Source organism: Pseudomonas sp. microsymbiont 2 (assembly GCF_054788395.1).
This window is the reverse complement of sequence record NZ_CM139112.1, coordinates 5,261,347-5,280,472: the sequence shown is the minus strand read 5'-3', so window position 1 is coordinate 5,280,472 and position 19,126 is coordinate 5,261,347. Positions and strand designations below refer to the sequence as shown.

General features: G+C 65.6%; 17 protein-coding genes and 1 riboswitch. Of the genes, 10 read left to right on the top strand and 7 right to left on the bottom strand.

Annotated elements, in window-relative coordinates; all coding sequences use genetic code 11:
* Nucleotides 1-66: 66 nt before the first annotated feature.
* Nucleotides 67-705: a phosphotransferase gene (locus ACYUME_RS23780; RefSeq protein ID WP_460417197.1), complete on the bottom strand. Its 639-nt coding sequence runs from the start codon at nucleotides 703-705 to the stop codon at nucleotides 67-69.
* Between the two features lie 109 nt (nucleotides 706-814).
* Between ACYUME_RS23780 and msbA the strand changes: the two genes are divergently transcribed.
* Together msbA and hldE are read left to right on the top strand one after the other, a co-directional pair.
* Entirely contained in the window at nucleotides 815-2,617 is a 1,803-nt protein-coding gene (msbA, locus tag ACYUME_RS23775) for a lipid A export permease/ATP-binding protein MsbA (RefSeq protein ID WP_279886968.1), read from the top strand.
* A gap of 131 nt (nucleotides 2,618-2,748) precedes the next feature.
* The gene (gene hldE, locus ACYUME_RS23770) at nucleotides 2,749-4,170 is read left to right on the top strand and encodes a bifunctional D-glycero-beta-D-manno-heptose-7-phosphate kinase/D-glycero-beta-D-manno-heptose 1-phosphate adenylyltransferase HldE (protein WP_460417195.1); all 1,422 of its coding nucleotides are present in this window, start codon (nucleotides 2,749-2,751) and stop codon (nucleotides 4,168-4,170) included.
* Between the two features lie 131 nt (nucleotides 4,171-4,301).
* Here the strand turns inward: hldE and ACYUME_RS23765 are convergent, their stop codons facing one another.
* The 4 genes from ACYUME_RS23765 to ACYUME_RS23750 form a co-directional block, all read right to left on the bottom strand.
* Nucleotides 4,302-5,270, bottom strand: a complete 969-nt coding sequence (locus tag ACYUME_RS23765) for a metal ABC transporter ATPase (protein ID WP_279886971.1) — start codon at nucleotides 5,268-5,270, stop codon at nucleotides 4,302-4,304.
* Between the two features lie 37 nt (nucleotides 5,271-5,307).
* Nucleotides 5,308-6,120, bottom strand: coding sequence for an aldo/keto reductase (locus tag ACYUME_RS23760; protein WP_460417193.1), 813 nt, complete (start codon nucleotides 6,118-6,120; stop codon nucleotides 5,308-5,310).
* The gene (locus ACYUME_RS23755; RefSeq protein ID WP_279886974.1) at nucleotides 6,117-7,292 is read right to left on the bottom strand and encodes an NAD(P)/FAD-dependent oxidoreductase; all 1,176 of its coding nucleotides are present in this window, start codon (nucleotides 7,290-7,292) and stop codon (nucleotides 6,117-6,119) included. Before ACYUME_RS23755 ends, ACYUME_RS23760 begins: the two co-directional genes overlap by 4 nt.
* 185 nt (nucleotides 7,293-7,477) lie before the next feature.
* On the bottom strand, nucleotides 7,478-7,810 hold the full coding sequence (locus ACYUME_RS23750; protein WP_279886976.1) for a DMT family transporter: 333 nt from the start codon (nucleotides 7,808-7,810) through the stop codon (nucleotides 7,478-7,480).
* Between the two features lie 89 nt (nucleotides 7,811-7,899).
* Between ACYUME_RS23750 and ACYUME_RS23745 the strand changes: the two genes are divergently transcribed.
* Nucleotides 7,900-8,790, top strand: a complete 891-nt coding sequence (locus tag ACYUME_RS23745) for a LysR family transcriptional regulator (protein ID WP_279886978.1) — start codon at nucleotides 7,900-7,902, stop codon at nucleotides 8,788-8,790.
* 38 nt (nucleotides 8,791-8,828) lie between these two features.
* On the top strand, nucleotides 8,829-10,100 hold the full coding sequence (gene waaA / locus ACYUME_RS23740; RefSeq protein WP_460417191.1) for a lipid IV(A) 3-deoxy-D-manno-octulosonic acid transferase: 1,272 nt from the start codon (nucleotides 8,829-8,831) through the stop codon (nucleotides 10,098-10,100).
* 158 nt (nucleotides 10,101-10,258) lie between these two features.
* Here waaA and ACYUME_RS23735 read toward each other — a convergent pair whose 3' ends face one another.
* Nucleotides 10,259-11,692 carry a TolC family outer membrane protein gene (locus tag ACYUME_RS23735; protein ID WP_460417189.1) on the bottom strand — a complete coding sequence of 478 codons (1,434 nt, stop codon included), beginning with the start codon at nucleotides 11,690-11,692 and terminating at the stop codon, nucleotides 10,259-10,261.
* Between the two features lie 160 nt (nucleotides 11,693-11,852).
* A riboswitch (TPP riboswitch) is annotated at nucleotides 11,853-11,959 on the top strand.
* Nucleotides 11,960-12,115: 156 nt separating this feature from the next.
* On the opposite strand from ACYUME_RS23735, the gene thiC reads away from it, so the two are divergent.
* Entirely contained in the window at nucleotides 12,116-13,996 is a 1,881-nt protein-coding gene (thiC, locus tag ACYUME_RS23730) for a phosphomethylpyrimidine synthase ThiC (RefSeq protein WP_460417188.1), read from the top strand.
* Between the two features lie 167 nt (nucleotides 13,997-14,163).
* The gene (gene cytX, locus ACYUME_RS23725) at nucleotides 14,164-15,447 is read left to right on the top strand and encodes a putative hydroxymethylpyrimidine transporter CytX (protein WP_279886986.1); all 1,284 of its coding nucleotides are present in this window, start codon (nucleotides 14,164-14,166) and stop codon (nucleotides 15,445-15,447) included.
* Here the strand turns inward: cytX and ACYUME_RS23720 are convergent.
* Nucleotides 15,416-16,162: an RsiV family protein gene (locus ACYUME_RS23720; protein ID WP_279886988.1), complete on the bottom strand. Its 747-nt coding sequence runs from the start codon at nucleotides 16,160-16,162 to the stop codon at nucleotides 15,416-15,418. The two genes, cytX and ACYUME_RS23720, sit on opposite strands and share 32 nt — an antisense overlap.
* A 186-nt stretch (nucleotides 16,163-16,348) precedes the next feature.
* On the opposite strand from ACYUME_RS23720, the gene ACYUME_RS23715 reads away from it, so the two are divergent.
* The 4 genes from ACYUME_RS23715 to ACYUME_RS23700 all read left to right on the top strand — a co-directional run bounded on the left by ACYUME_RS23715 (nucleotide 16,349) and on the right by ACYUME_RS23700 (nucleotide 19,107).
* Nucleotides 16,349-16,966, top strand: coding sequence for an NUDIX domain-containing protein (locus tag ACYUME_RS23715; RefSeq protein ID WP_460417185.1), 618 nt, complete (start codon nucleotides 16,349-16,351; stop codon nucleotides 16,964-16,966).
* Nucleotides 16,957-17,409: a DUF1249 domain-containing protein gene (locus ACYUME_RS23710; protein WP_460417183.1), complete on the top strand. Its 453-nt coding sequence runs from the start codon at nucleotides 16,957-16,959 to the stop codon at nucleotides 17,407-17,409. The genes ACYUME_RS23715 and ACYUME_RS23710 overlap by 10 nt, the downstream gene beginning before the upstream one ends.
* 85 nt (nucleotides 17,410-17,494) lie before the next feature.
* The gene (cpdA, locus tag ACYUME_RS23705) at nucleotides 17,495-18,298 is read left to right on the top strand and encodes a 3',5'-cyclic-AMP phosphodiesterase (RefSeq protein ID WP_460417182.1); all 804 of its coding nucleotides are present in this window, start codon (nucleotides 17,495-17,497) and stop codon (nucleotides 18,296-18,298) included.
* A 200-nt stretch (nucleotides 18,299-18,498) separates the two neighbouring features.
* Complete coding sequence (locus ACYUME_RS23700) at nucleotides 18,499-19,107, top strand: YqiA/YcfP family alpha/beta fold hydrolase (protein ID WP_460417180.1); 609 nt, start codon at nucleotides 18,499-18,501, stop codon at nucleotides 19,105-19,107.
* Nucleotides 19,108-19,126: the final 19 nt, after the last annotated feature.

Here is a 19,126-nt window from a genome sequence, read left to right as displayed (position 1 = left end):
TCCGCGACAAGGTTGTGTATTCGGGAGGGGCTGCGTTGCAGCCCCTTTCTCGTTGTGGCGGGCGGCTCAGGCCAGCGCGCCGGCCAGGTCCTGGCGGCGGCACACCTGCTGGCTGGCCAGGTAAGCCTCGACGAAACTGTTGTCGCCGTCGCCGAGCAGCCACTGGCGGTCCTCGCGGTAGCGCAGCATATGGCGGAAGTTGCGCAAGCGCTGCGAGCGACGCAGGGGCGAGCGGGTAGTGCGCAGGTCGGCGACGTCGATCAGCCCCAACTCGCCTTCGGGCGTGAGCACCACGTTGCCCAGGTGCGCCGAACGGAAGTACACCCCGGTTTCGTGCAGCCTGGCGATGAAGCGCCCGAGCTGGTCGCGCAGTCCGGCATGGGCGCCGGGCTGCTCCAGCAGCTGGCGCAGGGTCTGGCCGGGCAGGGGCTCGTAGTGCACCGCATCGCGGGCGATCTCGGCGATACGGTACACCGCCAGGACCTGCGGGCAGGGGATGCCGCGCTCGGCCAGGGCCTGGCAGTTGTCGGCGAAGCGCCGGGCGTAGGGGTACCAGGCCGCCGAGCTGATCAGGCGCTTGCGCCGGAACAGTTTGAACATCGAGCCATCGCGCAGGCGCAGCACCTTGTCGCCAGTGCCGTCGGCCTCGAGGACGTGGGCGCCCTCGCGCAGGGCAAGGTAGCGGGCGTGGTCAAGTGCTTGCATCAAGCCTCCAGGGCCAGGGTTCGGGACGGCCGCCTATCTTACCCGCAGCGGGCGGTGCGAGACACCGCGTGTGTTATAATCCCGACTCTTTTTGACCCGACGGATCCTCATGACAGTTCCCGAATCGTCTTCCCCCGCGAGCCTGAAGATCTATCTGCGCCTGCTGGGCTATGTCAAACCCTATATCGGCATCTTCGTGCTGAGCATCGTCGGTTTCGTGATCTTCGCCTCCACCCAGCCGATGCTGGCCGGGATCCTCAAGTATTTCGTCGACGGCCTGAGCAACCCGCAGGCGGTGCTGTTCCCCGACGTACCCTACCTGCGCGACCTGCAGCTGTTGCAGGCAGTGCCGCTGCTGATCATCCTGATCGCCGCCTGGCAGGGGCTGGGTTCATTTCTCGGCAACTACTTCCTGGCCAAGGTGTCGCTGTGCCTGGTGCACGATCTGCGGGTGGAGCTGTTCAACAAGCTGCTGGTGCTGCCCAACCGCTATTTCGACAGCCACAACTCGGGGCACCTGATCTCGCGCATCACCTTCAACGTGACCATGGTCACCGGCGCCGCCACCGATGCCATCAAGGTGGTCATTCGTGAAGGCCTGACGGTGGTCTTCCTGTTCGCCTACCTGCTGTGGATGAACTGGAAGCTGACCCTGGTGATGGTGGCGATCCTGCCGCTGATCGCGGTGATGGTGAGCACCGCCAGCAAGAAGTTTCGCAAGCAGAGCAAGAAGATCCAGGTGGCCATGGGCGACGTCACCCATGTGGCGTCCGAGACCATCCAGGGTTACCGCGTGGTGCGCAGCTTCGGCGGCGAAAGCTACGAGGAGCGCCGGTTCGATGCGGCCAGCCAGAGCAACACCGACAAGCAGCTGCGCATGACCAAGACCGGCGCGCTGTACACGCCGCTGCTGCAGCTGGTGATCTACACCGCCATGGCCGCGCTGATGTTCCTGGTGCTGTTCCTGCGCGGCGAGGCGTCGGCGGGTGACCTGGTGGCCTATATCACCGCGGCCGGCCTGCTGCCCAAGCCCATTCGCCAGCTGTCCGAAGTCAGCTCGACCATCCAGAAGGGCCTGGCCGGCGCCGAGAGCATCTTCGAGCAGCTTGACGAGAAGCCCGAGGTCGACAACGGCACTGTCGAGAAGGAGCGGGTCGAGGGGCGCCTGGAAGTGCGCAACCTCAGCTTCACCTACCCCGGTACCGAGCGTCAGGTGCTGAGCGATATCAGCTTCACCGCCGAGCCTGGGCAGATGATCGCCCTGGTGGGGCGTTCGGGCAGCGGCAAGTCGACGCTGGCGGCGCTGATCCCGCGTTTCTATCACCACAGCGAAGGGCAGATCCTGCTCGATGGCGTGGAGATCGAGGAATATCGCCTGCGCAACCTGCGCCGTCATGTGTCCCAGGTGACCCAGCATGTCACCCTGTTCAACGACACCGTGGCCAACAACATCGCCTACGGCGACCTGGCCGGCGCCCCGCGCGCGGACATCGAGGCCGCCGCCGCCGATGCCTATGCCAAGGAGTTCGTCGACCAGTTGCCCAAGGGCTTCGACACCGAGGTCGGCGAGAACGGCGTGCTGCTTTCCGGCGGCCAGCGCCAGCGCCTGGCGATTGCCCGCGCCTTGCTCAAGAATGCGCCGTTGCTGATTCTCGATGAGGCCACCTCGGCCCTGGACACCGAGTCCGAACGGCATATCCAGGCCGCCCTGGACCATGTGATGGAAGGCCGCACGACCCTGGTGATCGCGCATCGCCTGTCGACCATCGAGAAGGCCGACATGATCCTGGTGATGGATCAGGGCCGTCTGGTGGAGCGCGGTACCCATGCCGAACTGCTCAAGGCCAATGGCCATTACGCCCGCCTGCACGCCATGGGGCTGGACGAGGCGGAAAAGGCCAACATCACCTGATCCGTGTCACGGCGGGGTCCTGCAGGCCCCGCCAGTCAATCGATACAGCATCGCCGCGGTTGGCCGTAAAGCCCTGCGCATCCCTGTGCTAATATCCTGCCCCTGTTCATTTTTCCGATAATGGGTTGCCCATGAAGTTGTCCATGCCGCGTTTCGATCAAGCCCCGGTACTGGTGGTCGGCGATGTCATGCTCGACCGCTACTGGCATGGCGGTACTTCACGTATTTCGCCTGAAGCACCGGTGCCGGTGGTCAAGGTCGATCAGATCGAGGATCGCCCCGGTGGCGCGGCCAACGTGGCCTTGAACATCGCCGCCCTCGGCGCGCCCGCCGCGCTGGTCGGCGTCACCGGCCAGGACGAGGCCGCCGACAGCCTCGCCAACAGCTTGCAGGCCGCCGGCGTGCGTTCGATCTTCCAGCGCATCGCCCACCAGCCGACCATCGTCAAGCTGCGGGTCATGAGCCGTCACCAGCAATTGCTGCGCATCGACTTCGAAGAGCCGTTCGCCACCGACCCGCTGTCACTGGGCGCGGAAGTCGACGCCCTGCTCGAGGGGGTCAAGGTGCTGGTGCTGTCCGATTACGGCAAGGGCGCGTTGAAGAACCATCAGGCGCTGATCCAGGCCGCTCGCGGCAAAGGCATTCCGGTGCTGGCCGACCCCAAGGGCAAGGATTTCTCGATCTACCGTGGCGCCAGCCTGATCACCCCGAACCTCAGCGAATTCGAAACCATCGTCGGCCGTTGCGCGGACGAAGCCGAGCTGGTCGCCAAAGGCCTGAAGCTGCTCGAGGAACTGGACCTGGGTGCGTTGCTGGTGACCCGTGGCGAGCACGGCATGACCTTGCTGCGCACCGGTCATCCGGCCCTGCACCTGCCGGCCCGTGCCCGTGAGGTGTTCGACGTCACCGGTGCCGGCGATACCGTGATCTCCACCCTGGCGGCCGCCATCGCTGCCGGCGAGGACCTGCCGCACGCGGTCGCCCTGGCCAACCTCGCCGCCGGCATCGTGGTCGGCAAGCTGGGTACCGCTGCCATCAGTGCGCCCGAACTGCGTCGGGCGATCCAGCGCGAAGAAGGTTCCGAGCGCGGCGTGCTGGGGCTGGAGCAACTGCTGCTGGCCATCGACGATGCCCGTGCGCACAACGAGAAGATCGTCTTCACCAACGGCTGCTTCGATATCCTGCATGCAGGTCACGTGACTTACCTGGAGCAGGCCCGTGCCCAGGGCGACCGCCTGATCGTCGCGATCAACGACGATGCCTCGGTCAGCCGCCTGAAAGGTCCGGGCCGGCCGATCAACAGTGTCGACCGACGCATGGCTGTGCTGGCCGGCCTCGGTGCGGTGGACTGGGTGATCAGCTTCCCCGAGGACACGCCCGAGAACCTGCTGCGTCAGGTCAAGCCGGACGTGCTGGTCAAGGGCGGCGACTATGGCATCGACCAGGTGGTCGGCGCCGATATCGTCAAGGCCTCTGGCGGCACGGTGAAAGTGCTGGGCCTGGTGGAGAACAGCTCGACCACGGCGATCGTCGAGAAGATCCGCAAGCACTGACAGGCTTCACATCGCGTGGCCAGCCCGCTCCCACCGTTACAGCGCTTGCTGTCAACCTTTGGGAGCGGGTTCACCCGCGAACACCGGCAGGGCCGGTGCCATCCACTGAGTTGCTTGCTTCGCAGCCCTGCCTACTTGTGCAGCGACCCGCGAGCCCGTTCCAGCAGTGCCCTTGCCCTGTCACTGAAGCGTTGCAGATGGCCCGCTGGTTCGCGCTTGCTCTCGACCAGTCCCTGCTGCTTCAGCCAGTCCCTCCAGCGTACTCGCTCATCCCGTACCAGCCAGCCTTCCTGGCGCGCGAAGCTTTCGGCCAGCCACAGCCCGCGCGTGCTCGCCGGTAGCAGCTGGTCCTTCTTCAAGGTGTAGAGTTCGGCCACGGGCTGGCCATCCTCGAGCGGCATCAGGTACAGGTCCGGGCGCTTGCGATCGAGCCTTGCGACCAGTTGGTCCCCTTCGAGCCGTTCATCGACGTGGAACAGGCTCAGCGACTTGGCTTCCTTCGGTACTTGCAGGCGCAGATCGTAGATCAGTTGCAGCGATGCCGTGGGCAGGTGCACGTAGGCCCTTGGGCGCTCCAGCAGCATCAGGTTGGCGCAGTGCACCGCGCGCGCGGCGCCAGACTCCGGCGTGAGCACGAACGGTAGCGCTTCGCGATAGTGCAGGGCGGCGGCGTAGGGCGCCGGCAGCCAGGTCTCGTTGAAGCGTCCGCCGAGCCAGCCTTCGGGGGTTTCCAGCAGGCACTCCTCGGCCACTTCCTGGATCGCCGTGTGCAGCGGCAGGTTCAGCTCATGGGCCGGGACATAGCCGGAAATCAACTTGAGCACCACGTCGCCGCGATCCTGCCGGCGCTGACGCACCAGGACCCAGTAGTCACGGCCCTGCCAGTGCAGGGTCAGGCGTACCGAAACCCCGAGGTTGGCCAGCTCGACCACGAAACGCTCGGGATCTGGCAACTGGATGGCCTTGCGTCGCTGCAGGGTCTGGGCGAAGTTCAGCGGCATGCCGATGCTCTGGTAGGTCAGGCCATCGGGCGTGGCCTCGACATGCAGCGGCAGGGTCTTGAAGTTGCTCGGATTCTTGCGGATCAGCGTACGCGGCACGAGGCTCCTCCTTGCGTTGGGCCCCCGCCCGGGCGGCTCAGGGCCGGCCCAGGATGCGGGCGACGGTGGCCACGTTATGGGCCAGGTGCACCGGGTTGATGGTGCCGACGATGGCACTGCTCACGCCCGGGTGGGCAAACAGCAATTCGAAGCTGGCCTGCACCGGGTCGACGCCCGGGGCCAGGCAGATATGCCCGCTGGCCAGGGCTTTCTTCACCAGGATGGCCTTGCCGTGCTCGGCAGCGTAGTCCAGCACCGGTCGCTCCGCTTGCTCGTTGAGGTTGTAGGTGACCATCGCGCAGTCGCCCTGTTCCAGTGCTTTCAGGCCTCCGGCGGCAGTCTTGCCGGAGAAACCATAGCCGAGAATCTTGCCTTCGCGCTTCAGCGCGGCGAGGGTTTCATAAACCTCTTCCTGTTCGAGGATCGCCAGGTCGTTGCCATCGGAATGCACCAGCACCAGTTCGATGCGATCGGTCTCCAGGCGCTTTAGGCTGCGTTCGACCGAGCGGCGGGCATGGGCGGCGCTGAAATCGAAATGCGACTGGCCGTCCTCGAACTCCTCGCCGACCTTGCTGACGATCACCCATTGCTCGCGCTGGCCGCGCAGCAGCGGGCCCAGGCGCTCCTCGCTGCGGCCATAGGCCGGGGCGGTGTCGATCAGGTTGATGCCCAGCTCGCGGGCCTGGGCCAGCAGCAGGCGTGCAGCGTCGTCATCCGGGATGGTGAAGCCGTTGGGGTATTTCACGCCCTGGTCGCGGCCGAGCTTGACCGTGCCAAGGCCCAGTGGCGATACCCGCAGGCCGGTGCTGCCCAGCGGGCGGTGATGATCGTGCAGGGTTGGCAGGCTCATGGCAGCAGTTGCTCCCAGGCCGGGATGGCCAGCGCCGGACGGGGCAGGTCGGCGAGGTTCGGCTGGCTGGCCGGGCGGATGCCGTCGCGCTCGAAACTGGCCAGCACGCGGTCGGCGAAGTCCGGCGCCAGGGCCAGCTTGGTCGGCCAGCCGACCAGCAGGCGCTGCTGGTCGGCGAGGAAGGCGTTGTCCGGACGCACCAGGCCCGATTGCGCGGGTTCGGCGCGATCGACGCGCAAGGTGGCCCAGCGCACCTGGCTCTGGTCGATCCAGGGCAGCAGGCTGGCGACCTCCTTCTGCGCCGCGGCGATCTGCGCCGCAGGTTCGCGAGCGACGCCGTCAGCCTCGGCGATGTCGCCGCCGAGGTACCACACCCATTGGCCATCGGCGGCGGGGTGGGTGGTCACGGTGATGCGCGGCTTCGGTCCGCCACCCAGGCAGTGGGCATACAGCGGCTTGAGGTTCGGCCCCTTGGCCAGGACCATGTGCAGCGGCCGACGTTGCATGGCCGGTTGCTCGAGGCCCAGGGCATGCAGCAGCTCCTCGGTGCCGCTGCCGGCACTGAGCACGACGCGCTGGGCGCGGATCTCGCGGCCATCGACGATCAGCCCGAGCAGCTCGCCGCCTTCGCGCAACGGCTCGATGCGTTCGCCGGCCAGCAGGCTGTCGCCGGCCAGCCGGGCGAGGTTGGCCAACAGGCTGGGCACGTCGATGACCAGTTCGGCCAGGCGGTACACCTTGCCTTTGAACGCCCGGTCCTGCAGGGCCGGCGGCAGTTGCTCGCCCTTGACCTGGTCGACCCGGCCGCGCACGGCCTTGCTGGCGAAGAAACTGGTGAGGTTGCCGGCGAGGGTGCCGGGGGACCAGAGGTAGTGGGCGTCGGACAGCAGGCGGGTATCGGTGAGGTCCAGCTCGCCGTTGCCGGCAAGCGCCTCGCGCCAGCGTCGCGGCATGTCGGCGATGGCTTCGGAGGCGCCGGTCAGCGCGCCGTGCAGGGCGTACTTGGTGCCGCCATGGATGATGCCTTGCGACTTGATGGTCTGCTCGCCGCCCAGGCTGGCGCGCTCCACCAGCACCGTCGAAAAGCCCTGGCGGCGCAGGCGGGCATTGAGCCAGAGGCCTGCGACCCCAGCGCCGACGATCAGCACGTCGGTGGAAATGGCGGATGGCATGCGGGCACCTCGAAAACAGGGACAGGTGCGCAGTATACAGCGTCGGGCCGGCGTGGGCTTTGCGATCCTGGGACTGCTGCGTCACATAAAAGGACCGCATAAATCCGCAGGCCTACACGGTCCCTGTAGGAGCGGCCTTGTGTCGCGATGGGCCGCAAAGCGGCCCCAAAATCCTCAGGGAAGCATCAATGCCCGGCAGTATTGGAAAACACCTGGATCACCACCACCCCGCCGACGATCATGGCCATGCCCAGCATCGCCGGCATATCCAGTTTCTGCCCATAGATCACCAGCGCCGCAACGCTGATCAACACAATGCCCAGCCCCGACCAGATCGCATAGGCGATGCCCACAGGAATGCTGCGCACCACCAGGGTCAGCATCCAGAACGCCACGCCATAGCCGCACACCATCAGCAGCAGCGGCAGCGGCGTGCTCAAGCCTTTGACTGCCTTCATGGAGGCGGTGGCGATGACTTCGGCGAAGATGGCGATGGCGAGATAGGTGTAGGCGTTCATGGTGCGGTCCTCCGTTGCTGGCTGGGCATTCTAGGCGATCCCTGGATGCGGTAAAGTCATTACCTATCTGATATGGAGATAGGTTGGCGATGACCGAACACTGGAGCCTGGAGCAACTGCGTCTGTTCGTGAGGGCGGCCGAACTGCGCTCGTTTTCCGCCGTGGCCCGCGAGCAGCGCAAGGCCCAGTCGGCGATCAGCAACGCCATCGCCTTGCTTGAGACCGACCTGGGCGTAACCCTGTTCGAGCGCAGCAGCGGTCGCCAGCCGCGCCTGACCGAGCGCGGCGCGGCCCTGCTGGAGGATGCCCGTGAGGTGCTGCGCCAGTGCGAGCGCCTGGATGGCCGGGCGCTGGCCTTGATGCGCGGCCAGGAGGCGCTGTTGCGAGTGGCCCAGGACGAGGCCATGCCCTACCAGCCGGTGATCGACAGCCTCGACGAACTGGCGGCGCGCTACCCCTATCTGGAAGTACAGCTGGCCAGCGGTGCCCAGGGCGATGTGGCGCGCAAGCTGGTGGAGCGGCGCGCCGACCTGGGGTTGTTCTTCCATCACGAGAGCATTCCGGCATCGCTGGAGCGGCGGGCGCTGGGCAGCGTCGAGATGGTCACGGTGTGTGCCATCGATCATCCGCTGGCGCACCTGGCCAAGGTCAGCCGGCAGCAACTGGCACGCCACCGCCAGTTGCTGATCACCCCGCAGCAGAGTGGCTACCCCGGTGGCGAGGCGATCAGTCCGCAGGTCTGGCGCGCCGACAGTTTCTACGCCATGGCCGAACTGCTGATGCGCGGCCTGGGCTGGGCCTGGCTACCGCGTCATGTGGTGCAGTATCCCACCTACCAGACGCAGATGATCGAGCTGGACAGCGAATGGCGCCCGCCCGCGCTGGTCGCCGAACTGGCCTGGCGCCGCGACGAGCCACTGGGACCGGCGGCGCAGTGGTTGGCCGAGCGCTTCGCCGTGCACTTGCGGGCGATTGGCTGACAGGCCTTTTCATCCAGTTCCTAGTAAACTCCGCGGCCATGAACAGAACCCTCTATACCCTGCTGTTTCACCTGGGCCTGCCGCTGGTCGCGCTGCGCCTGTTCCTGCGCGGGCGCAAGGCGCCGGCGTACCGTGCGCGGATCGCCGAGCGCTTCGCCTGCCAGCTGCCACCGATGCGCCAGGGCGGTATCTGGGTGCATGCGGTCTCGGTGGGCGAGAGCATTGCCGCCGCGCCCATGGTCCGGGCCCTGCTCAAGCAGTACCCGGACCTGCCGATCACGCTCACCTGCATGACCCCGACCGGCTCCGAACGCATCCGCGCGATGTTCGCGGGCGAGCCGCGGGTGCAGCACTGCTACCTGCCCTACGACCTGCCGTGGGCGGCGGGGCGCTTCCTCGACCATGTGCGCCCGAAGCTGGGCATCATCATGGAAACCGAGCTGTGGCCCAACCATATTCATCAATGCGCCAAGCGCGGTATCCCGGTGGCGCTGGCCAATGCCCGGCTGTCCGAGCGCTCGGCCCGTGGCTATGCCCGTTTCGCCGGCCTGACCCGGCCGATGCTCGAAGAGATGAGCCTGATCGCGGTACAGACCGAGACCGAGGCCGAGCGTTTCCTCGCGCTCGGTGCCCGGCGCGAATGCGTGCAGGTGACCGGCTCGATCAAGTTCGACCTGAAGATCGACGAGCAACTGCTGCCTCGCGCCCGAGCGTTGCGTGAGCAGTGGGGTGCTGGCCAGCGTCCGGTGTGGATCGCCGCCAGTACCCACGAAGGGGAGGACGCGCTGGTCCTCGAGGCGCACCGGCAGTTGCTCGAGGCGCACGGCGATGCCTTGCTGATCCTGGTACCGCGCCACCCTGAGCGATTCGACGCGGTACATGCGCTGTGTCGCGAGCATTTCGCCACGGTGCGCCGCTCGACGGGCGACGCCGTTACCGCGCCGACCCAGGTATTGCTGGGCGATACCATGGGCGAGCTGCTGTTCCTCTATGCCCTGGCCGATATCGCTTTCGTCGGTGGCAGCCTGGTGCCCACGGGCGGGCACAATCCGCTGGAGCCGGCGGCCCTGGCGCTGCCGGTGATCATGGGGCCGCACGTGTTCAACTTCCTCGAGATCAGCGCGATGCTGCGCGAGGCGGGCGCGTTGCAGCAGGTGGACGATGCCGAAGGGCTGGCCGCTGCGGTGCGTCGGCTGGTGGAGCTGCCGCAGGATGCGCGGCGCATGGGCGAGGCGGGCAGGGCGGTGATGCAGGCCAACCAGGGGGCGTTGCAGCGGTTGCTGGAGGGGCTGGCTACGCTGATCCGCTGATCTGTGAGGCGGTGCGATCCCTGTAGGAGCGGCCTTGTGTCGCGATAGGGCCGCACAGCGGCCCCGGCAATCTTGCGGGAATGCGCAGATCCCGGGGGCGCTTCGCACCCCTATCGTGACACAAGGCCGCTCCTACAGCGCCCGTGTGCTCCCTTGGCTCAAGGCCGGCGTTCGAAGTTCTTCGCTGCGGCGGCCGCCAGGTCCGGTGGCAGGAAGTCCTTGTCCGGGTTGTAGTCGGCCTTCAGGTAGCGCCCCAGGTCCTGCAGGTCCTGCGGGCTCAGCGTACCGGCGGCCTGCTTCAGGCGCAGGTTGTCGAGGATGTAGTCGTAGCGGCTGTTGTTGTAGTCGCGCACCGAGGTGTACAGCTGACGCTGCGCGTCGAGCACATCGACGATGTTGCGGGTGCCGACCTGGTAGCCGATCTCGGTGGCCTCCAGCGCGCTCTGGTTGGAAATGATCGACTGCTTGCGCGCTTGCACCTGTTCCACATCGGTATTCACCGCGCGGTGCAGGTTGCGGGTGTTCTCCACCACCTGGCGGCGCAGGCTTTCGCGCTGCTGTTCGGTCTGGGTCAGGCGCGAATAGGCCTCGCGTACCTGCGAGCTGGTCAGGCCGCCGCTGTAGATCGGAATGTTCAGCTGCAGGCCGACGCTGGTCTGCTCGACGTCGCCGCCGTAGCGCACCCCGTTCTGCGAGGGATTGGTGAAACCAAGGTTGTCGTTGTCGCCCTTCTGGTACCTGGCCACCGCGTCGAGCGTCGGCGCATGGCCGGCCTTGCGTTGGCGCACGGTCTCTTCGGCGGCCGCCACGGCATGGTTGGTCGCCAGCAGGTTGAGGTTCTGCCGCCCGGCGGTCTCGACCCAGGCCTTGGCGTCATTGGGCGTGGGCACTTGCACCGGCAGGGTGTGGACCACGCCCTGGATCGCGCTGTACTGGCGATTGGTCAGGGTGATCAGCGCCTCGAAGGCATCCTGCACCTGACGCTCGGCGATGATCCGGTTGGCCCGGGCGGTGTCGTAGCTTGCCTGTGATTGCAGGACATCGGTCTTGTCCGAGAGCCCGACGTCGAAACGTTCGTTGGACTGATCCAGCTGGCGCTTGAACGCCGCTTCTTCGGCCTTGGTCGAGGCCAGGTTGTCCTGCGCGCGAAGTACGGCGAAATAGTTCTCGGCGGTCTGCAGGATCAGGTTCTGCTCGGTGGCCGACAGCTCCAGCGCGGCCTGTTCATTGACGGCCTCGGCGGCCTGCAACTGGAACCAGCGGTCGGCACGGAAGATCGGCTGCGCCAGGGTGGCGCTCCAGGAATTGCCGCTGCGGTTGGAGGTGACCGACGGTTCGTCGAGCTTGGTGCGGGTGTTCATCATCTCGGCACCGGCCGACAGGTTGGGCAGCAAGCCGGCGCGGGCCTGGGGCACCACCTCGCGGCGGGCGCCGTAGTCGGCGCGGGCCGCGGCCAGGTCGGCGTTGTTGTCTACCGCTTCCTGGTAGACGCTGACCAGGTCGGTCTTCACCGTCGTGGGCATGTCCGCTGCCCAGACCACTGCGTTGGACGCACAAGACACGGCAATCGCCAGTGAGAGTTTGCGCAGCATAGGGCAATCCTTGATCAAGATTTATTTACTGTACTGTCGGGTATCGAGCGATGGGCCAGTGTAGTGCCGCGCGCCGCCATCAACAATCCGTCGCTTGCGCCATTTATCACCCCCGGAATTACCTGCTTGGCTTTGCCGACCACTCCAGTCTAGACTGCGCATGTTCTTGTCGGGGTGCCTTGAAGCAAAGGCTGAGATCGCAGAGGTGCGGATCCCGTTGAACCTGATCAGGTTAGCGCCTGCGTAGGGAACAAGATTGCTCTCACATCCCGGGAGCCTCTTGTGCCAGGTCCGGGATCGCCACAGCTGCTTGCAGCTCACGGCACCCCATGTCCGGCACTGCACTCGTCAACACGGGTGCGTCCACGCCTTTCAGGTTCACCCCGACATTCCACTGCCTGGAAGCTGTCTGGAGAGCCTGTGATGAGCAAACAAGAAAAAACGATCAGTCTGAGCGAGTCGGCCCAAGTCGACCAACAGTCCGTGCAACCCCTGCCCAACTCGCGCAAGGTCTATGTCGAAGGTTCGCGTCCCGACATCCGCGTGCCCATGCGCGAAATCAGCCTGCACGATACCCCCACCGACTTCGGCGGCGAAAAGAACGCGCCGGTGCTGGTGTATGACACTTCCGGCCCGTATACCGACCCCGATGTCATCATCGACGTGCGCAAGGGCCTGGGCGATGTGCGCTCGGCCTGGATCGACGCCCGTGGCGACACCGAGCGCCTGGAAGGCCTGAGCTCCAACTTCGGCCAGCAGCGCCTGAACGACGCGGAGCTGGCCAAGCTGCGCTTCGCCCATGTGCGCAACCCGCGCCGCGCCAAGGCCGGCGCCAACGTCACGCAGATGCACTACGCGCGCCAGGGCATCATCACCGCCGAGATGGAATACGTCGCCATCCGCGAGAACATGAAACTGCAGGAAGCCCGCGCCGCCGGCCTGCTGAGCCAGCAGCACGCCGGCCACAGCTTCGGCGCCAGCATCCCGAAAGAAATCACCGCCGAGTTCGTCCGCGAAGAGATCGCCCGCGGCCGCGCGATCATCCCGGCCAACATCAACCACACCGAGCTGGAGCCGATGATCATCGGCCGCAACTTCCTGGTGAAGATCAACGGCAACATCGGCAACAGCGCCCTGGGCTCCTCGATCGAGGAAGAAGTGGCCAAGCTGACCTGGGGCATCCGCTGGGGCTCGGACACGGTCATGGACCTGTCCACCGGCAAGCACATCCACGAAACCCGTGAGTGGATCATCCGCAACTCGCCGGTGCCGATCGGCACCGTGCCGATCTACCAGGCCCTGGAAAAGGTCAATGGCGTCGCCGAGGACCTGACCTGGGAGCTGTTCCGCGACACCCTGATCGAGCAGGCCGAGCAGGGCGTGGACTACTTCACCATCCACGCGGGCGTGCTGCTGCGCTATGTGCCGCTGACCGCCAAGCGCGTCACCGGCATCGTCAGCCGCGGTGGCTCGATCATGGCCAAGTGGTGCCTGGCGCACCACAAGGAAAACTTCCTGTACACGCACTTCGACGAGATCTGCGAAATCATGAAGGCCTACGACGTCAGCTTCTCGCTGGGCGACGGCCTGCGCCCGGGCTCGATCGCCGATGCCAACGACGCCGCCCAGTTCGGCGAACTGGAGACCCTCGGCGAGCTGACCAAGATCGCCTGGAAGCACGACGTGCAGTGCATGATCGAAGGCCCTGGCCACGTGCCGATGCAGCTGATCAAGGAGAACATGGACAAGCAGCTGGAGTGCTGTGACGAGGCGCCGTTCTACACCCTCGGCCCGCTGACCACCGACATCGCCCCGGGCTACGACCACATCACCTCCGGCATCGGCGCGGCGATGATCGGCTGGTTCGGCTGCGCCATGCTCTGCTACGTCACGCCCAAGGAGCACCTGGGCCTGCCGAACAAGGATGACGTGAAGACCGGCATCATCACCTACAAGATCGCCGCGCATGCCGCCGACCTTGCCAAGGGCCATCCGGGCGCGCAGATTCGCGACAACGCGCTGTCCAAGGCGCGCTTCGAGTTCCGTTGGGAAGACCAGTTCAACCTCGGCCTGGACCCGGATACCGCTCGGTCCTTCCATGACGAGACGCTGCCCAAGGAGTCGGCCAAGGTCGCGCACTTCTGCTCGATGTGCGGGCCGAAGTTCTGTTCGATGAAGATCACCCAGGAAGTGCGTGAGTATGCCGCGAAGATCGACACCGTCGATGTGACGGCCGAGCAGGGCATGCGCGAGCAGGCCGAGCGGTTCCGCCAGGAAGGCAGCCAGTTGTACCAGAAGGTGTAAGTAGACCTTGGGGGCCGCTTTGCGGCCCTTTCGCGACGCAAGGCCGCTCCCACAGGTCCTGTATATGGCTCAAGTCATGCACGGAACCTGTGGGAGCGGCCTTGTGTCGCGATACGAGGACGCAGTCCTCGCCAGCAACACCCACAATATTCCCGGCGAGCACCCACATGACCACCCCCAGCCACTTCTCCCCCGACCACCCGGTCCCTGCCCATCACCGCCAGTTCGGCGCCCGCGACCTGTTCTCGCTGTGGTTCTCCCTTGGCATCGGCCTGATGGTCCTGCAGGTCGGCGCCCTGCTGGCGCCTGGCCTGGGCCTGGCCGGTTCGATCCTGGCGATCGTCCTTGGCACCGTGGTGGGCGTGCTGCTACTGGCATCGGCGGGGGTGATCGGCAGCGACACCGGGCTGTCGGCCATGGCCACCCTGCGCCTGACGCTGGGCGGCCATGGCGCGCGGTTGCCGGCTGTGCTCAACCTCCTGCAACTGGTGGGCTGGGGCTCGTTCGAGATCATCGTCATGCGCGATGCCGCGAGCCTGCTGGGCGCGCGTGCCTTCGGCGAGGGCAGCGGCTGGAGCAACCCGTTGTTGTGGACCCTGTGCTTCGGCGCCCTGGCCACCTTGCTGGCAGTCAGCGGGCCATTGACTTTTGTGCGCAAGGTCCTGCGCAAGTGGGGCATCTGGCTGCTGCTCGGTGCTTGTATCTGGCTCACCTGGAACCTGTTCGCCAAGGCCGACCTGGCCGCGCTGTGGCAGCGCCCGGGCGATGGTTCGCTGTCCCTGGCGCTGGGCTTCGACATCGTCATCGCCATGCCGTTGTCGTGGTTGCCGTTGATCGCCGACTACTCACGCTTCGGCCAGCGTGCCAGCCGGGTATTCGGCGGTACGGCGCTGGGCTTTTTCATTGGCAATGCCTGGCTGATGAGCCTGGGCGTGGCCTATACCCTGGCATTCGCCCCGAGTGGTGAAGTGAATGCGCTGCTACTGGCGCTGGCCGGCGCCGGGCTGGGTATTCCATTGCTGCTGATTCTGCTGGACGAGTCGGAGAACGCTTTCGCCGATATCCACTCGGCGGCGGTCTCCACCGGTCTGCTGGTCAAGCTCAAGGTCGAGCACCTGGCCCTGGCCATCGGCGTGCTGTGCACCCTGATCGCCCTGCTGGCGCCGCTGGCCCAGTACCAGAACTTCCTGTTGCTGATCGGCTCGGTGTTTGCGCCGTTGTTCGGCGTGGTGCTGGTGGATCACTTCGTGGTCCGTCGCCGTCGCCTGCCGGCGCTGGTCGAGGGGCTGCACTGGCAGGCGCTGCTGGCCTGGGCGGTGGGGGTGGCGGCTTATCACCTGCTGGCCAACCAGGCGCCGGAGCTGGGGGCGACCCTGCCGGCGCTGCTGCTGGCAGGGGGGCTGCATCTGCTGCTATCGCTTAGCCGCGGCCGGGAAACAGCTCGGGCCTGATCACGCCGTTGAGGCGCGGATAGGGGATCTTCAGTTCGACGTGGCCCATGGAGTAGGGCGCGATGGCGTAGACCTCGTACTTGATCACCACCGCGCCGTAGGTCAGGGCGATGTGCGGCGACTGCTTGAACGGCCAGGTCTTGACGAACTCGGGGTCCTTGTCCATGCCGGTGCTGATCAGCCAGGCGCGGTGGGATTCCTCGGCGGTCTTCCAGAAGGTCGCTGCCTGGCCGGGCACCAGCATGTCGTCCAAGGTCAGCACCTTGTCCAGCTTGCGCGAATAGTTGATGAAGCCGCGCCCGGGCATGCCATGGGCGCCGCCGCTGTCGAGGTAGCTGGACAGTTCGACGATCACCAGCCCGTCATGCTGTTCGCGTACCTTGGCCTGCAGGTAGCTGCTGTTGCGCTTTTCGGCGTGGGCCAGGTACTGCTGCTCGTAGGCTTGCAGCGAGGCTGGCGGGGTGCCGCGTTGGTTGTCCTCGGTCAGCATCAGCAGACGCTTCTCGACGATGCCGTCGAGCTTGGGCAGCGCGGGGAAGTGCACGACGTCGATATTGACCAGCGGGCAGTCGCTCGCGCTGCAACCAGGCTTGACGTGCTCCCAGGCTTCGCGCTTGACCTCGAGCGGGGCCCGGTAGTTGGGCGTGAACAGGCTCTGGCAGGCGCTCAGGGCGAACGCGGCCAAGGCCACGGAAGTCAGTTTGACTAGCGTCATGTTGCCTCTTTCACAACAGTGATGATCGGCCTTGGACCGCCTGCGCGGCCTTCGGTTCGCCACTAAGCTAACAGAGAGCGCCGCGCCTGTCCCGGCTGGGCGAACGGTCACCGCAAAGGGGATGAAACCCGGCGGCACGCAGAGTAGGATTGCGCGATGCGGTAAACGAGGTAATGAGGAACTTGCATGTCAGACACGTTGAATTCGACACCCACCAAGGTCGAGATCGCCCGGCGCGAGCCGCTGTTCAAGGGCTTCTACAAGCTGGAAAAGCTGCACCTGCGCCATGAGCTGTTCGCCGGCGGCATGAGCCGCGAGTTCAGCCGCGAGCTGTTCGTGCGCCATGACGCGGTCTGTGTGCTGCCCTACGATCCGCAGCGCGATGAAGTGGTGCTGATCGAGCAGTTTCGTGTCGGTGCGATGGGCAAGGTCGCCAACCCCTGGCTGATCGAGATGGTCGCCGGGTTGATCGACAAGGATGAGCAGCCGGAGGAGGTTGCCCATCGCGAAGCCCAAGAGGAAGCTGGCCTGACCTTTTCGGCACTTTGGCCGATGACGCGCTATTTCCCGTCGCCAGGCGGCAGCGATGAATACGTTCACCTGTTCCTGGGCCGTTGCACCAGCGAGGGCGCCGGTGGCCTGCATGGCCTGGAAGAAGAGAGCGAGGACATCCGCGTGCGTGTGTGGTCCTTCGAGGATGCCCTGCAGGCCGTGCGCGACGGGCGCATCTGCAACGCCGCCGCGATCATCGGCCTGCAATGGCTGGCCCTTAACCGTGACGAAGTCCGAGGTATGTGGAAGTGAACCTGCTGCGTGAGCGCTATCGGGTCGACCTGATCGGGCTGCAGACGGCCTGCGAGGCGAACTACGCCCGCCTGATGCGCCTGTTGCCGGACATGCGCACCACGCAAAGCTCGCGGCGCATCGGCATGACCCAGGGCGACCAGATGCTCGGCGTGCTGGTACTCGACGTCGTCTTGGCCTGCCCTTACACCACCACGTTGCGGGTGTGTCAGGAGCACAGCCTGCCATGGTTGCCGGTGCCTGCGCTCGAGGTGCAGGTGTATCACGACGCACGCATGGCCGAGGTGGTCAGTGCCGAACATACCCGGCGCCTGCGCAGCATTTACCCGTACCCCAACAGTGCGATGCACCAGCCAGACGAGAAAGCCCAGCTCAACCTGTTCCTGGGTGAATGGCTGAGCCATTGCCTGGCCTGTGGCCACGAGCTGGAAGCGGTGCGCTGAAATGTGATGCGTGTCGGTTTCGAGTATTTGCTCGAAACCGATCCGTCGCCATAATCCGTGCTGAATCCGCTCGAGGAGACGGCCGTTGCCGCAACCACTCACACCACCCTCACCCGTTTATGTGGTGCAACTGACCGACGCTCATCTGTTCGCCGACCCGGCGGGCGGGCTGCTGGGGCTCAAGACGCGCGACAGTCTCGCGCATGTGGTCGACCAGGTTCGTCGTGAACAGCCGCGTATCGACCTGCTGCTGTGCACGGGCGATCTTTCACAAGATGCCAGCGTCGCCTCCTACCAGGCCTTCAGCGCGTTGACCGCGAAGCTGGGGGCACCGGCGCGCTGGTTGCCGGGCAACCATGACGAGGCCCAGGTAATGCGCGCCGTGGCGCCGGAGCTGGTGCAGGCGATCACGGACATTGGCCAATGGCGCATCGTCATGCTCGATTCGGCAGTGGTCGGCGCGACCTTCGGCCTGTTGGCGGACGATCAACTGGCGGTGCTGGATCAGGCGCTGGGTGATGCCGGTGAACGCCATTGCCTGGTGTGCTGCCACCATCAGCCGGTGGATATCGGTTGTGCCTGGATTGCCTCGATCGGTCTGCGCAATGCCGATGAGCTGTTGAAGCGTCTGCACCCTTATCCACAGGTGAAGGCGCTGCTTTGGGGGCATATTCATCAGGAGTGGGACGAGGTGCGCGATGGCATTCGCTTGCTTGCCACGCCTTCGACCTGCATCCAGTTCGCGCCACGCAGCGATGACTTCAAGGTAAGCGAGGAGCAGCCGGGTTACCGCTGGCTGCGGTTGCATGCCGATGGGCGGTTGGAAACTGGCGTGGAGCGGGCGCTCGATTTCGAGGTGAGGCTGGATTTCGACAGCCCAGGCTATTAAGTGCATCGCGTTTCCTGTGGGAGCGGGTTTACCCGCGAACACCGGCGAAGCCGGTGCCAGCCACCGCAGCGCTTGCTTCGCGGGTAAACCCGCTCCCACAGGGTGCAGTACCTTGTCCAACAATTTGTTGCGAAAATCTCCACGCTGCGCCAATGCCCTTTGAACACGCTACACTGCGCATCTTTGCGTCCGGGGGCAGCATGTCGGGTTCCATCCTTTATATCCATGGCTTCAACAGCTCGCCGCTGTCGAAGAAAGCCCGCCAGCTCGAGGCCGTCATGCAGCAGCTTGGCCTGGCCGAGCAACTGCGCATTCCGGCCCTGCACCATCACCCGCGCCAGGCCATCGCCCAGCTGGAGGCGGCCATCGCCGAGCTCGGCGCCCCCTTGCTGGTCGGCAGCTCTCTTGGCGGCTACTATGCCACCCATCTGGCCGAGCGCCACGGGCTCAGGGCCTTGCTGATCAATCCCGCGGTCAGTCCGCACCGGCTGTTCGACGGCTACCTCGGCACCCAGCGCAACCTGTATACCGACGAAGCCTGGGAGCTCACCCACGACCACGTGGATGCCCTGGCCGAACTGGAAGTACCAGCCCCGCAGGACGCGGCCCGCTATCAAGTGTGGTTGCAGACCGCCGATGAAACCCTGGATTATCGCCAGGCCGAGCGCTACTACCGCGCCTGCGCCCTGCGCATCCAGGCCGGTGGCGATCACAGCTACCAGGGCTTCGCCGAACAATTGCCGGCGCTGCTGGCCTTCGCCGGCATTGCCCGCGGACAGTATGCGACGCTCGATTTTTCGCTATCTTGATTTTTTTGCATTCACCAGA